Raw genomic sequence first — 13946 nt, forward strand, 5'->3', positions numbered from 1 at the left:
GCTTGAAGCGATCAACTGCACAGATTGTGCGCTGCGGGGACGCTAATCGCCGCGCGCGCTTTCCACAACGGGAACATTCTGGCAAGCGTGCAAAATGCCGCAAGCTTGTTGCGTCCCCATTCAAATCTGCCAAACTTGTCGTTGCCGGAAATACGGGGGTGCGAGAAATGTCCAGCAGGTTTACGCAATACATTCTGATCGCGATGGCGCTTGGCATCGTGATGGGGACTATTGTCTTCAATTATATGCCCGACAGCCGGGTGGAAATCGCGGCCGACGTAAACCTGATCGCCATGCTGTTCCTGCGCCTGATCAAGATGATCATCGCGCCTTTGGTGTTCGCCACGCTCGTCGGCGGCATCGCCCATATGGGCTCGGGCTCGAAGCTCGGCCGCGTGTTCGCCAAGACGATGGGCTGGTTCGTCAGCGCTTCCTTTGTCTCGCTGCTGCTCGGCCTCGTCATGGTCAATCTGCTGCAGCCCGGCGCCAACTTCCCCGGCACGCTGCCCGACAAGGCGCAATCGACCGGCCTGCCGGTCTCGGCGTTCTCGATCGAGAAGTTCCTGACGCATCTGATCCCGACCTCGATCGCGGATGCGATGGCGCAGAACGAAATCCTGCAGATCGTGGTATTCGCCGTGTTCTTCGCGGTGGCACTCGGCGCGATGCCTGAGCGCGCCAAGCCGATCATGTCGCTGATCGACGATCTCGCTCATATCATGCTGAAGGTGACCGGCTATGTGATGCTGTTCGCGCCGATCGCGGTGTGGGCGGCGATCATGGCGACCGTGTCGAAGAACGGTCTCGGCGTGCTGTGGAAACTGATCGTGTTCATGGGCGGCTTCTACCTGTCGCTGATGATCCTGTGGGGCATCCTGGTCGTGGTCGGCTTCATCGTGATCGGTCCGCGATACAGCCATTTGCTGCGATTGATCCGCGAACCGCTGATGATCGCGTTCTCGACGGCGTCGTCGGAGGCGGCCTATCCGAAGACGCTGGAGGGCCTCAACCGCTTCGGCGCCTCGTCGCGGATTTCGGCCTTCGTGCTGCCGCTCGGTTACTCGTTCAATCTCGACGGCACGATGATGTATTGCACCTTTGCGAGCATCTTCATCGCGCAGACCTACCATATCGACATGTCGCTCGGCACGCAGCTGGCGATGCTGGCGACGCTGATGATCACCTCGAAGGGCGTTGCCGGCGTGCCGCGGGCGTCCCTGGTGGTAATCGCCTCGACGCTCAGCCAGTTCGGCATTCCCGAAGCCGGCCTGCTGATGATCATGGGTATAGACACGTTCCTTGATATGGGGCGCAGCGCCACCAACGTGATCGGCAATTCGCTGGCGACCGCCGTGGTGGCGAAATGGGAGGGCGAGCTGAAGCCCGAGCATGAGCTCGGACCGGATGACGTGGTTCCCACCGATGCCGTTCCGGGCGCCGTCGCGCCGGCGCATTGAGGGGAGAGCCGCATGCATCGGTCCCCAAGGAGGCTGACTGAGGTTGGCGTAATGTTGCTGGCGGCATGTCTGCTGGCGATCCCGGCGTCGGCGCAGACCGCGAGCGAAGGGCTGAGCCCCACGCTCGCCAACATCAAGCGGACGCATGTCGTGCGTCTCGGCTATCGCGAGAGCTCGCCGCCGTTCTCGTTCCTGGACCACTCCAACCGGCCGATCGGCTACAGCCTCGAACTCTGCGAGGCGATCGTCGAGGAGATCGGCGTCGAGGTCGACGACGCCAACCTCAAGGTCGAGTACGTCAAGGTGACCTCGGACGACCGCATTCCGGCGGTGACCGAGAACAAGATCGACCTCGAATGCGGGTCGACCACGGCGAATGCCGAACGCGCCAAGCTGGTGGCGTTTTCGCCTTTAATGTTCGTGGCCGGCACCAAGTTGATGGTGCCAAAGGCGTCCACCATCTCGGCGCCCACGGACCTGAAAGGCAAGACCGTGGTGGTGACGAAAGGCACCACCAACGAGCAGGCGATGCACACGATCGACAAGAAATTCTCGCTCGGCCTGAACATCGTGACATCGCCCGACCATGAGCAATCCTATCAGATGCTGGCGGACGGCAAGGCCGACGCGTTCGCGACCGACGACATCCTGCTCTACGGCCTGATCGCGCGGCACAAGACCCAGGACAAATTCAAGGTCACCGGGGAATATCTGTCCTACGATCCCTACGGCATCATGTACCGCAAGGGCGAGCCGCAGATGAAGGACGTGGTCGAGCGCACCTTCCAGAAGCTCGGTTCGGGCCGTGACCTGATCCCGCTCTACAACAAGTGGTTCGTCGCGCGGCTGCCGACCGGCGAGAAGCTCGGCGTCGCGATCTCGCCGCAACTCGAGGAAGCCTTTAAGGTGCTCGACGACAAGCACGGAAGCAACTAGTCAGAAGAAATGCAGGTCTTGCGGGCGGCCGCCGCGGGTGGCCGTTGCGTATTCGATCGCCAGGAACAGGCCGCCGGCGACATAAATTCTTCGCGAATGCGCGGCGGCCAGTTTCGTGGCCAAGCGCACCGCCTCCTCGATCGAGGCGGCGACATGGAGGCTTGCGGCGGGGTTGGCGCGCGCGGCTGCGGCGGCGATGCGTTGCGCGTCCGCTCCCTTGTGATGTGCCGCCGTGCAGATGATCGTATCGAACGACGGCGCCAGCGCGCCGATGATTTCTTCCGCCTTCTTGTCGCGCGAGGCGCTGGTGACGAGGATCCAATCATCTGCGCCGTGGATCGCCGTGAGGCTTGCGAGCGATTGACGGATGCTGTCGGGAGTGTGGCCGACATCAATCACGGTAAGCGGGTCCTGCTTGATGACTTCGAGCCGGCCGGGCCATCGCGTGTCGCGCAGACCCGCCCGGACAGCGGCTTCGATCCGGTCGGGAGCCTTGCGCGACCGCTCGCGTTGCAGCCACAATAGAAAGAGCGTGGCGGCGATGGCCGCGTTGTTGAACTGGAACGCGCCGGGCAGGTTCACTTCGAGGCAGCGAAAATCGTGGTATCCGAACTGGAAATCGAAATGCTGGCCTGATACGCCGGCTCGGTGCGGACACTAACAAGTACGCCATCTTCATTCAGCAGGCGATGAATTAGCCTTGCCCGGATACTCCCGCTCCGCCCAGACGAATTTTCGGACGGCCTGAGCGTCTTCAAATCGCTGCCCGTAAGAGAACCGCGCCTCGGGGATGTGCTCGATCGCGAGGAGTGCGAGTTGCACCATCTTCGACAACTCCTCGGTCGATTTCTCCCAAGTGATGATGGTCTGGCGGGATTTCACACCGAGCGCGATCATCAGCGTCTCTTGCGTGAAGCCCTGGCGCTTGCGCCACGCCGGGAGATCAGTGCCGAGCATCGGTCGGCTCCACCGTGGTGACGGTTTCCTCGGCGGCGACGTTGCCGGTCCACCAATTCATCCGGACTTTGCGAGTGCGCACGACTAGGCGGTGCAGGCCTTTCGCCAGTGCTCCTTTCACGATGTCCAAAGTTTGTACGTCAAATTTTTGGACATTTCGGTTTGATTCGCTCATGGATGCCTCTGAAACTGCTGGAGAAATCGATTACGGCATGATCAGCATAGGCTCACATAGTTAAAATTCGGGTAAACGCGCGCTCAATAAATTCACGAAAGTAAACGGCGCCGGGGTGATGTCCGGCGGTGTGAGACGTACGACACGGCGATCTCGCCCGTGATCAGCAGGACGAGTGCGCCGAATGTGTAGGCGTCATGTACGGAGTAAACGATTGCTGCCCAGCCGATGGTCTTCATAAGGAACGTCCCTACGTGCCACGCAAAAGCATGGCAATTACGTTGGGATCATCCCTTGTGCAGCCGAGGCCCTACTGCACGTGGTGCCATCGTGCGAGCACCAGGAAGATCATGAACCGGGGGCATCCCGGCAGCTTGTTAGTTCATCGGGCGTAGCTGCACCCGTAGTGGTCTTCGTACCCTCGCTGCAATGGGCTCTGCAGCGCTAGGCACGCGACCGGAATATAGGCCGATTCCCTCGGACAGCCAACCCCAATACGCAATCCCCGGTATTCACAGAACGAATCACCCGCGCATCGGGTACCCTTCGTGCGTCCTAGAATCACTGAAGAGGGATCACGCGATGCCCCTAATCATCCCGTTCTTGGTCGCGCTCGGCATCTTCTGCCATGGTCTCGGACACCTGATAGATGCTCTCTCGAATGCGGGTTTCTTCCATTGGCTGAACAGCATCGAATGGTCAGCGATGCTCAATTGGTTTCGCACCGCGCCGGTAGCAGCACCACAGGTCAGCTCCGGCAAGGAGGCGCTATACTCGCAATTTCAGCAGTTCATGGACATGCAGTACCAGATCAGCGAAATGAAGCGCCACATCCTGACCCTGCCCGCACTACCAGACGAAGGATATTAGCGGCTCACGTGACGCCGGCGGCATATTCGACGACTCTGCCGTTCCAATATCGACGCTGGTGTTCGTGAGGCGGGCGCATTGAGCGAGGGGAGCGAGCTCCGTTTCCGGCCGTCGGCATGTCCTTTTGCGGAGGCGTCCGATTAATTGGTTGACTGGAGGCTGCTCGTCCGTTTGCGAATGTAGCCAGAGCACATGCACCGCCGCTTGTTGTGGCGAACGCTGCATTTTCTCTTTTCTTCCCGCTGCGCGTCCGTGTAGTGGGAGGAGCCCAAGTGACCGCAGGCAAGGCAGGCGGGCATATTATTTGCGCCAGATGCAGATCATATTAGGGAACGAGATAAACCCTAACTAGCAGCCTCCAAGGAATATGATGCTGTCATGGCCGGGACAAGCCCACGGGTGTCCGGTTCGATTTTTATGGACAGGGTGCATGACGTGGATTCTTCTGTGTTTTGAGCGCTTCGCACACGTTCGAGACACCGAAGGAGGTCCGCGCCATGCGGCATCAGAATAGCGTATTTCACAGTCTAACGAAGCACGTTCCTTGGTCTAAGTTCGAACATATCGTGGAGAAGTACGGAGCCGATCAGTTGGTGCGCAAGTTGACGACGAAGCGTCAGTTCATAGCTCTGCTGTACGGGCAATTCAGCGGCTCGACCAGCCTGCGGGAGGTCGTGACCGGGATGGCGAGCCACGAGACGCGACTTTATCACGTCGGGGCGGCGCCGGTGAAGCGTTCGACGATGTCGGATGCCAATTCGAAGCGTGCTTGGCAAGTGTTCAGCGAGTTGTTCGCGCAGATGCTGCCGCAAGCGCATCGCGGGCTGCGGCGGGCCACGGCAGACGCGGTCCGGCTCATTGATTCCACCAGTGTTCGGCTCTCCAGTCTGAGCGAGGACTGGGCGACATTTTCGGCCGATGTGTTCGGGGCCAAGGCGCATATCGTCTACGATCCTAATGCGGACCGGCCGGTTTACTTTGCGGTGACGCCGGCCAACGTCAATGACATCACAGCCGCCAAAGCTATGCCGATCGAGCCGGGCGCAACCTACGTCTACGACCTCGGTTATTACGATTATAGCTGGTGGGCGGGGCTTGATGAGGTCGGCTGCCGCTTCGTGACACGGCTGAAGAAGAATACTCCGTTCAGCGTGATAAAGGAGAACCGCACGCCCAAGAACGGCAATATTGTGAACGACCGCATCGGTCATCTGCCGGCCCGGCTCGCCAACAGCCGCAAGAATCCACTGCAAGTTCCGGTCAGGGAGATCACCGTAATCATCGACACCGGAAAGCTGTTGCGCATCGTGACCAATGATCTCGACGCACGGGCAGAAGAAATCGCAGACCTTTATAAACAGCGCTGGCAGATCGAATTGTTCTTCCGCTGGGTCAAGCAGACGCTTCGAATCAGGCACTTCATTGGGATCTCCGAGAATGCAGTCCGCATTCAGATCGCCATCGCCCTGATCGCCTTTCTCATCTTGCGCATGGCGCAGCTCGCTCAAAAAACGGTACACAGCCCCCTCGAATTTGCCCGGCTCGTCCGCGCCAATCTCATGCACAGACGCCCGATCAACGGTTTGCTCGAACCCCTGCAGCCAATCCCGATAAACTCAAATCAGCTGAAACTCGGACTATACTTCCCATGAACCGGAACAGCCGTGGGACAACCCCGGGCATGACGGAGGAATGATCAGAAGAATTTCAAATCTTCCGCGCTGCCGCCTTTCGCGATCGTCGCATACTCAATAGCCAGGAACAGGCCGCCGGCCACGTAAATTCTTCGCCGCTCGGCCTTGGCCAATTCCTGCGAGAGCCGCACCGCATCCTCGATCGCCGCGGCGGGACGAATAACCGCCTTGGGGTTGGCGCGCGCGGCTGCGGCGGCGATGCGTTGCGCGTCCGCTCCTTTGTGATGTGCCGCCGTGCAGATGATCGTATCGAACGACGGCGCCAGCGCGCCGATGATTTCTTCCGCCTTCTTGTCGCGCGATGCGCCGGTGACGAGGATCCAATCATCGGCGCCATGAAGCGCCGTGAGGCTTGCGAGCGATTGACGGATGCTGTCCGGAGTGTGGCCGACATCAATCACGGTAAGCGGGTCCTGCTTGATGACTTCGAGCCGGCCGGGCCATCGCGTGTCGCGCAGACCCGCCCGGACAGCGGCTTCGATCCGGTCGGGAGCCTTGCGCGACCGCTCGCGTTGCAGCCACAATAGAAAGAGCGTGGCGGCGATGGCCGCGTTGTTGAACTGGAACGCGCCGGGCAGGTTCACTTCGAGGCAGCGAAAATCGTGGTATCCGAACTGGAAATCGAAATGCTGGCCTGACGCCGCCGTCACTCCGTTATCGATACGGATATCATCGCGGATGAACAGCGGCGTGCAGCCGCGCCCGCGATTATACTCGGCGAGATGCGGCCGCAGGTCCCGGCAGTTTTCGCCATAGACGATCGTGCCGCCGGCGGCGCAGGCGTCGCTCTTGTCCGATACGATCAGTTCAAGCGAATTGCCGAGCAGTTCGACATGCTCGTAATCGACCGACGTGACGCAAGTCTCGTGCGCGCCGACGAGGCGGACCGGATCGTAGCGTCCGCCGATGCCGGCCTCGAACACCGCGAAGTCGCAGCCGCTCTCCTGGAAGTGCAGGCAGGCGAGCGCGAACAGCGCTTCGAACGCGCCGAACTGCTCGCCCATGCTGTTCGATACGGTGGCGATGGCGGCTTCGACCCGCCGTTTCAGGCGAGCGAGCGCGTCGTCGTCGATCTCGACGCCATCGAGCTGAATCCGTTCGTTGAAACGCAGGAGATGCGGCGACGTGAACAGGCCGGTGCGCAGGCCATAGGCCCGGCCGATACCGGCGCACATCGCCGCCGTGCTGCCCTTGCCGTTCGAGCCGGTCACCACCACCGAGATGCGCTGCAGCCGCGCGCGGTCGATTCCGAGTGCTTCGAGCAATCCGGCCATGCGCGCGAGGCAGATCCCATCGCCGTATTTCGGCAGGTCGAACATCACAGCATTCCCATCGCGGAGAAGGTGTGATGCCAGATCTTCAGAATGAGATCGCCGCGACTGGAATCCTCCAGCAGCCGGATCGACGGGTTGGAGTTGACCTCGATGATCTCGACGGTGTCCGGCTTGCCGCCGATATCGACGAACATGTCGATGGCTGCGACGCGAAGTCCGGTTGCACGGGCGGCCCGCCGCGCCAGCGCGATGGCTTCTTCCGACGGTGCTTCCGCCAGCACCATCGTGCCTCCCGCGCTCAGATTCATCCGTCCGGGAATTTCGCGGCGTTCGCCCTTTGCCGGGACGGCATCGAGCGATGGATCATTGTTCGGCAGCGAAGCAGGGGACAGGCCGCGGGCGCGCAAGGTGTCGTTATGGGCGGCGAGCAGTTCGCGGACAGTGTGCACGCCATCGCCTGCGACGGACGGCCGATATTTTCGTGCGCTATAGAGCACGTCATCGTCGAGCAGGAAAACGCGATACTCTGTCCCTTCGACGATCGGCTGGATCAGGATGGCGTCATAATACTTTACGACGTCATCGAAATACCGAACCAGCGCGGCTTCGCCGTGAACGGCTTGCGCGAAGTCGCCGCGCGACCCCGTGAGCGGTTTGACGAAGGCTGCTCCGCCCAATGTCTTGAAACAGGAAATCGCGTCGCCGCGCTCATGTCCCGCCGGACGATGCGCGCGGTGGCGGTCGTGCAGGAAGAAGTATTCGCCGCCGAGCGCCGGCACGCCGGCTTCTCGCAGAATCCTGCTGGCAAAGTGCTTGTCGGACGCCAGCGTCGAAGCGGTGGCGCTGTTCTGCGGATACCAGGAGCATCGGCCGGCGCCGAAATGCAGCAGCCTGTCGCGCGAGGCGACGCTGAACAGCAGTCCCGACCCGCCGTCGAGGTCGCGAAATTCCAGTCCGAATTCGGCGCAGGCAAATTCCGCATAGACCGATTGGTCCGGATAAAAGCCCGGTTTTCCCTTTCGAAACTCACCCAGGCTTCGCATGCGATCTCTTTTGAAACGTTCTTAATTCGGCGTGGTCATTTATTGCCAGATCGATGCCGAATTCAGCAAGTTAATTGCGCGATAAAGCGTTAACGAAGCCGATCGAACCTTTTTGCAAATTAGACCGACAGCCATTCCGAGTTCTCAATTGTGCTGCAGGTCATATTGACTATGTGTGTGCCGTGCGCAAATGAAGCGCGAAATCGCCGGTGATTTTGCTGATTTTTGGCACTTCTAGGCCCGAAAACCGAAACGTTCTACATCGAGACGTCAGGAAAAACGAAAACCCATGAGCGCATTCTATAGAGAGAAGGTTCTTTCTGTTCGCCACTGGACCGATACGCTTTTCAGCTTCCGGGCCACGCGGGATTCCGGTTTCCGCTTCCAGAACGGGCAGTTTGCGATGATCGGCCTCGAGGTCGAGGGCCGGCCGCTGCTGCGTGCCTACAGCATGGCGAGCGCCAATCACGAGGAAGAACTCGAGTTTTTCTCCATCAAGGTTGCGGACGGGCCGCTGACCTCGAAGCTGCAGAAGATCCGCGAGGGCGACGAGATCCTAGTCGGCCGCAAGGCGACCGGCACGCTGATCACCGACAATTTGATTCCGGGCAAGCGTCTGCTGCTGCTGTCGACCGGCACGGGTTTGGCGCCGTTCGCCAGCCTGATCAAGGACCCCGACGTCTATGAACGGTTCGAGAGCATCGTGCTCGTTCACGGCTGCCGTCAGGTTTCCGAACTTGCCTATGGCGAGGAACTCGTTGCCAAGCTGCGCGAGGACGACCTGTTCGGACCACTGCTGTCCGAGAAGCTTTTGTATTACCCGACGGTGACCCGCGAGCCGTTCCGCAACCGCGGCCGGATCACCGACCTGATCTCGTCCGAGCAGTTGTTCAACGACATTCACCAGGCGCCGCTCAATATCGAGACCGACCGCATCATGATGTGCGGCAGCCCGGGCATGCTGGATGAGTTGAAGCAGATGTTCGAGTCCGGCGGCTTCCTCGAAGGCAGCCACAACACGCCCGGCCATTTCGTGATCGAAAAGGCGTTCGTGGAGCGCTGAGGCGATCGCAGCTTTATCCTTTGTCGTCCCGGCCTTGAGCCGGGACCCATGGCCACAGGCAGATGTTTTGGGCAGGTTGGAGCTACCCCCTGCGCAACAACGGAGATCGGTGGTTATGGGTCCCTGCGTTCGCAGGGACGACGGGTCGATAGATGGTCGTTCGCAGTCCCAGTAGCCCACCCCGTTCCCTCACTGTTATAACCCGCCCACACGTCGCGCGGCCTGTTGCCGAGGCGGGCGATAAGGGAGTGTGTGCGTGTCGGTACGCGACGAGATCGGTCCGGCAAAGACCGCCTTTGTGTTTGCGGGCGGCGGCAGTTTTGGGGCCATTCAGGTAGGCATGCTGCATTCGCTCGCCGCCCACGGCGTCGCCGCGGACATGGTGGTCGGCTGCAGCGTTGGCGCCCTGAACGGCGCGTTCTATGCCGGCGATCCCACGCTCGATGGCGTGCAGCGGCTCGCTGCTGTCTGGCGCGGACTGCAGCGGCAAGACGTCTTTCCGATGAGCTGGCGGACCGTGCTGAGTTTTCTGTGGCGCCGCGATTTCCTGATCCCCCATGACGGCATCCGCAAGCTGATCGAGGATCACATCCCCTATCGCAATCTGGAGGAGGCGAAGCTGCCGGTGCATATCGTCACCACCGACATCGTCTCCGGCGACAGCGTGGTGTTGTCGGAAGGCTCCACGGCGGAGGCGGTCGTTGCGTCCACCGCGATCCCGGGCGCGTTTTCGCCGATCCGTTACCGGGACCATTATCTCGCCGACGGCGCGATCTCCAGCAACACGCCGATACACGTCGCCGTGAAGATGGGCGCTAGGCGCCTGATCATCCTGCCGACCGGGCACGCCTGCGCGAACCAGACGCCGCCGGTTGGAGCGCTCGCCAACGCGCTGCACGCGCTCACCCTCCTGATCGCGCGGCAACTGGTCAGCGAGCTCGAAACGCTTGCGCCCGATATCGAGTATTTCGTGGTGCCGCCGCTATGCCCACTGGTGGGCTCACCCTACGATTTCTCGCGAACCGCCGATCATATCGACCGCGCCATTCTCTCCACCAACGCCTGGCTGGCCCAGCACGGCCTGCAGCAAGGCAAGATTCCCCACGAGATGCGGTTGCACAGCCACTGAATGGCGGGCGCCGGCCATTACGCTGCACTGCAAAAGCGCGCGACCGAACCCGCAAATATTTTGCCGCCCGTTGTCACATCCGCGATCGCCGGCCCGTATATCGTATGGGCTTGCCGCATCGGTTGGACTAAGCTGCGGGCCGGCAAGAATAATTTGAAGAATAATTTGGCTGAGGGTTCTATGGAAACGCTGCTGCTGCCGTTCTCGCCACGCTACATCGTGCTGACGATTTGCGCCGTCGTAACCGCCCTGCTGATCGGTATCGGGATTTTCGACCATAACCACAAGGTGTGGGAGGTGTTGCTGATCCCGGTTGTGATCTTCGGCGCCCTTACATTGTTAGGCATTCGCGATCTCGTGCAGAAGAATCATGCCGTTCTGCGCAACTATCCGATCTCGGCGCATATCCGTTTCCTGCTCGAAGAGATCCGGCCGGAGATGCGGCAATACTTCTTCGAGAGCGAGAAGGACGGCATGCCGTTCTCCCGCGATACCCGCGCCCTGGTCTATCAGCGCGCCAAGATGCAGCTCGACAAGCGGCCGTTCGGTACCCAGGAAGACGTCTATCGTGAGGGTTACGAATGGCTGCATCATTCGGTGGCGCCGAAGGCTCTTAGCGGCGCGGAATTCCGCGTCACCATCGGCGGCCCGGATTGCGCCAAGCCGTATTCGGCGTCGGTCTTCAACATCTCGGCGATGAGTTTTGGCGCGCTCAGCCCCAACGCCGTGCGCGCGCTGAACACCGGCGCCAGGAAGGGCGGCTTCGCGCATGACACCGGTGAGGGCGGTGTCAGCCCCTATCATCGCGAAAACGGCGGCGACATCATCTGGGAGATCGGCTCCGGCTATTTCGGCTGCCGCAACCGGGACGGCACGTTCAACCCCGAGGAGTTCGCGCGCATCGCGACCGACGACCAGATCAAGATGGTCGAACTCAAGATCAGCCAGGGCGCCAAGCCCGGCCATGGCGGCGTGCTGCCGGCGGCCAAGGTGTCCGAGGAGATTTCCAAGATCAGGGGCGTGCCGATGGGCGAGGATTGCATTTCGCCGGCCACCCACCGCGCGTTTTCAACGCCGCTGCAGATGATGGCATTCATCGCCGAGATGCGCAGGCTGTCGGGCGGCAAGCCGGCGGGGTTCAAGATGTGCATCGGCCACCCCTGGGAATTCCTGGCGATCTGCAAGGCGATGCTGGAGACCGGCATTTATCCTGACTTCATCGTCGTCGACGGCAATGAGGGTGGCACCGGCGCGGCGCCGTTGGAGTTCATGGATCATCTGGGCATGCCGATGCGCGAGGGCGTCAGTTTCGTCCACAACGCGCTGATCGGCATCAATGCGCGTGACCGCATCAAGATCGGCGCCGCCGGCAAGATCGCGACCGCCTTCGACATGGCCCGCGCCATGGCGATCGGCGCCGACTGGTGCAATTCCGCGCGCGGCTTCATGTTCGCTCTCGGCTGCATCCAGTCCTTGAGCTGCCACACCGATCGCTGTCCGACCGGCGTGACCACGCAGGATCCCTCCCGGGCGCGAGCGCTGGTGGTGCCACTCAAGACCGAGCGGGTCTACATGTACCATCACGCCACCCTGCACGCGCTGTCCGAGCTTCTCGCCGCCGCCGGCCTCGAACACCCGCAACAACTGCGGCCGATCCACTTCTCGAAGCGAACGTCGAGCACCGAGGTGATGTCATTTGCAAAACTCTATCCGTCGCTGCGGCCGGGCGAGTTGATCGAAGGCACCCAGGATCCGCGCTTCCGCGACGCCTGGGCGATGGCACGCGCGGATTCGTTCCAGCCGGTAGGGTAAAATCCTAGCGGTTTTCCCCACGCTCTCTTGAATTCGGCGGCATCGCTTTCTGGTAAGGTTCTTCTGGCGCAGCTTCTCTGGCGCGCTGGAATGGAACCCGCAAGAAAGCGATAATGCTCTACTTCGAACTCGGGATCGTGACGATCCTGATTGTCACCAACGGCCTGCTTTCCATGTCGGAACTGGCCATTGTGTCGTCGCGACCGGCACGGCTTGCGGCGATGGCCGAAAGAAACATCAAAGGCTCCCGCCGCGCGCTGTCGCTGGCATCCGATCCCGGAAAATTTCTCTCCACGGTACAGATCGGCATCACGCTCATCGGCGTGCTGTCGGGTGCGTTTTCGGGTGCCACGCTTGGCCTGCGGCTGACCAACCTGCTGACCGCGGTCGGATGGTCGCAAGGCGTGGCCGACGCCATCGGCGTCGGGGCCGTCGTGACCGCGATCACTTATGCGTCGCTCATCATCGGCGAACTCGTCCCCAAGCAGATTGCCTTGCGCGATCCTGAATCGGTGGCGGTGCGGGTGGCTCCCTACATGATGATGCTTGCAAAGGTCTCGTCACCAGCCGTCTGGCTTCTCGATCGATCGGGCAAGGCATTGTTGTGGCTGCTCGGTCACCGCGGCGGGACGAGCGAGAAAGTCAGCGAGGATGAAATTCGCACCCTTGTCGTCGAAGCCGAGAATGCCGGCGTGCTCGAACCGGGTGAAAAGGAAATGATCGCGGGCGTCATGCGCCTTGGCGATCTTCCGGTCGGTGCCGTCATGACACCGCGTCGCGAAGTGAGCATGATCAATCTGGCCGACAGCCTGCAAACGATCCGATCCACGCTGGCTGCCAGCAACCATTCCCATTTTGTGGTTTTCGACCTTGCTGCCGATGCCGCGGTCGGGATCGTCAAGGCCAAGGACATGTTGGACTGCTATCTGTCGGAGCAGACGCCTGACATCGCCAAGCTGGTGCGGCCGGCGCCGGTCATTCCGGAATTTCTCGATGCGCGGGACGTCGTCGCCATCCTGCGCGATTCCACCGTCCATATGGGGCTGGTCCATGATGAATATGGCGCGTTCCAGGGCGTGGTGACCAGTGCGGATATCCTGGAATCGATCGTCGGTGGCTTTCACACGGAAGAGGGGCCGCCGGAAGCGGCGGCCGTCCGGCGCGACGACGGGTCGTATTTGATCTCGGGGTGGATGTCCGCCGTCGAGTTTGCTTCGCTGCTCCGGTTCGAATTGCCGGCGTCCCGCCACTACCAGACGGTGGCAGGCTTTCTGCTCAGCCAGTTCGGCCGGATACCCGATGTCGGCGATCGCATCGAGGTAGAGGGTTGGTGCTTCGAGATCGTCGATCTCGATGGCCGGCGCATCGACAAGCTGCTGGCCACGAGAATCAGTGAGACGTCGGTTCAGGCAAACACTTGAGCGGTTGTGTAGCCCGGACGAGCGCGCATCGCCCGACGTCGTCCCTGCGAACGCAGGGACCCATACCGCGTGATTTATCTATAAGGCAGAGTGGCAGACGCCATTGCAATACAAT

The 13946-nt window shown here is 61.1% G+C and carries 13 protein-coding genes; 8 read left to right on the plus strand and 5 right to left on the minus strand.

The annotated features are described in order from the left end of the window. The first annotated feature begins 167 nt into the window (after nucleotides 1-167). Complete coding sequence (locus V1283_RS40135; protein WP_334392087.1) at nucleotides 168-1457, plus strand: dicarboxylate/amino acid:cation symporter; 1290 nt, start codon at nucleotides 168-170, stop codon at nucleotides 1455-1457. Between the two features lie 12 nt (nucleotides 1458-1469). After that, nucleotides 1470-2393 (plus strand): amino acid ABC transporter substrate-binding protein, encoded by a 924-nt coding sequence (locus V1283_RS40140; protein WP_334392088.1) that lies wholly within the window; start codon nucleotides 1470-1472, stop codon nucleotides 2391-2393. Here the strand turns inward: V1283_RS40140 and V1283_RS40145 are convergent, their stop codons facing one another. The 3 genes from V1283_RS40145 to V1283_RS40155 all read right to left on the minus strand — a co-directional run bounded on the left by V1283_RS40145 (nucleotide 2394) and on the right by V1283_RS40155 (nucleotide 3525). Next, nucleotides 2394-2975, minus strand: a complete 582-nt coding sequence (locus tag V1283_RS40145) for a glutamate ligase domain-containing protein (RefSeq protein ID WP_334392089.1) — start codon at nucleotides 2973-2975, stop codon at nucleotides 2394-2396. It lies immediately after the preceding gene. Nucleotides 2976-3068: 93 nt separating this feature from the next. Continuing rightward, nucleotides 3069-3350, minus strand: coding sequence for a hypothetical protein (locus V1283_RS40150; protein WP_334392090.1), 282 nt, complete (start codon nucleotides 3348-3350; stop codon nucleotides 3069-3071). Beyond that, entirely contained in the window at nucleotides 3337-3525 is a 189-nt protein-coding gene (locus V1283_RS40155) for a hypothetical protein (RefSeq protein WP_334392091.1), read from the minus strand. The genes V1283_RS40150 and V1283_RS40155 overlap by 14 nt, the downstream gene beginning before the upstream one ends. A 582-nt stretch (nucleotides 3526-4107) precedes the next feature. Here V1283_RS40155 and V1283_RS40160 point away from each other — a divergent pair. Both V1283_RS40160 and V1283_RS40165 read left to right on the plus strand, forming a co-directional pair. Next, nucleotides 4108-4395, plus strand: coding sequence for a hypothetical protein (locus V1283_RS40160; protein WP_334392092.1), 288 nt, complete (start codon nucleotides 4108-4110; stop codon nucleotides 4393-4395). 497 nt (nucleotides 4396-4892) lie between these two features. Continuing rightward, nucleotides 4893-6047, plus strand: a complete 1155-nt coding sequence (locus V1283_RS40165; protein ID WP_334390939.1) for an IS4 family transposase — start codon at nucleotides 4893-4895, stop codon at nucleotides 6045-6047. Between the two features lie 44 nt (nucleotides 6048-6091). On the opposite strand, the gene V1283_RS40170 is transcribed toward V1283_RS40165, so the two are convergent. Further along, nucleotides 6092-7408 carry a bifunctional folylpolyglutamate synthase/dihydrofolate synthase gene (locus V1283_RS40170; RefSeq protein WP_334392093.1) on the minus strand — a complete coding sequence of 439 codons (1317 nt, stop codon included), beginning with the start codon at nucleotides 7406-7408 and terminating at the stop codon, nucleotides 6092-6094. Beyond that, nucleotides 7408-8406, minus strand: a complete 999-nt coding sequence (locus V1283_RS40175; RefSeq protein ID WP_334392094.1) for a hypothetical protein — start codon at nucleotides 8404-8406, stop codon at nucleotides 7408-7410. Before V1283_RS40175 ends, V1283_RS40170 begins: the two co-directional genes overlap by 1 nt. A gap of 289 nt (nucleotides 8407-8695) precedes the next feature. On the opposite strand from V1283_RS40175, the gene V1283_RS40180 reads away from it, so the two are divergent. The 4 genes from V1283_RS40180 (at nucleotide 8696) to V1283_RS40195 (ending at nucleotide 13831) form a co-directional block, all read left to right on the plus strand. Further along, a complete protein-coding gene (locus V1283_RS40180) occupies nucleotides 8696-9469 on the plus strand; it encodes a ferredoxin--NADP reductase (protein ID WP_334392095.1) in 774 nt (257 codons plus the stop codon). 256 nt (nucleotides 9470-9725) lie between these two features. Then, a complete protein-coding gene (locus V1283_RS40185) occupies nucleotides 9726-10598 on the plus strand; it encodes a patatin-like phospholipase family protein (RefSeq protein WP_334392096.1) in 873 nt (290 codons plus the stop codon). 180 nt (nucleotides 10599-10778) lie between these two features. After that, nucleotides 10779-12410 carry an FMN-binding glutamate synthase family protein gene (locus tag V1283_RS40190; protein WP_334393344.1) on the plus strand — a complete coding sequence of 544 codons (1632 nt, stop codon included), beginning with the start codon at nucleotides 10779-10781 and terminating at the stop codon, nucleotides 12408-12410. A gap of 113 nt (nucleotides 12411-12523) precedes the next feature. Beyond that, entirely contained in the window at nucleotides 12524-13831 is a 1308-nt protein-coding gene (locus V1283_RS40195; RefSeq protein WP_334392097.1) for a hemolysin family protein, read from the plus strand. Nucleotides 13832-13946 lie beyond the last annotated feature (115 nt).

This window comes from Bradyrhizobium sp. AZCC 2262 (assembly GCF_036924535.1).
Classification (GTDB): Bacteria; Pseudomonadota; Alphaproteobacteria; order Rhizobiales; family Xanthobacteraceae; genus Bradyrhizobium.

Excerpts from the sequence above, each read along its gene's own strand:
- V1283_RS40160 (WP_334392092.1), top strand. The coding sequence starts at position 4,108 with ATGCCCCTAATCATCCCGTTCTTGGTCGCGCTCGGCATCTTCTGCCAT.
- V1283_RS40175 (WP_334392094.1), bottom strand. The coding sequence starts at position 8,406 with ATGCGAAGCCTGGGTGAGTTTCGAAAGGGAAAACCGGGCTTTTATCCG.
- V1283_RS40155 (WP_334392091.1), bottom strand. The coding sequence starts at position 3,525 with ATGAGCGAATCAAACCGAAATGTCCAAAAATTTGACGTACAAACTTTG.
- V1283_RS40170 (WP_334392093.1), bottom strand. The coding sequence starts at position 7,408 with ATGTTCGACCTGCCGAAATACGGCGATGGGATCTGCCTCGCGCGCATG.
- V1283_RS40140 (WP_334392088.1), top strand. The coding sequence starts at position 1,470 with ATGCATCGGTCCCCAAGGAGGCTGACTGAGGTTGGCGTAATGTTGCTG.
- V1283_RS40195 (WP_334392097.1), top strand. The coding sequence starts at position 12,524 with ATGCTCTACTTCGAACTCGGGATCGTGACGATCCTGATTGTCACCAAC.
- V1283_RS40135 (WP_334392087.1), top strand. The coding sequence starts at position 168 with ATGTCCAGCAGGTTTACGCAATACATTCTGATCGCGATGGCGCTTGGC.
- V1283_RS40180 (WP_334392095.1), top strand. The coding sequence starts at position 8,696 with ATGAGCGCATTCTATAGAGAGAAGGTTCTTTCTGTTCGCCACTGGACC.
- V1283_RS40190 (WP_334393344.1), top strand. The coding sequence starts at position 10,779 with ATGGAAACGCTGCTGCTGCCGTTCTCGCCACGCTACATCGTGCTGACG.
- V1283_RS40165 (WP_334390939.1), top strand. The coding sequence starts at position 4,893 with ATGCGGCATCAGAATAGCGTATTTCACAGTCTAACGAAGCACGTTCCT.
- V1283_RS40150 (WP_334392090.1), bottom strand. The coding sequence starts at position 3,350 with ATGCTCGGCACTGATCTCCCGGCGTGGCGCAAGCGCCAGGGCTTCACG.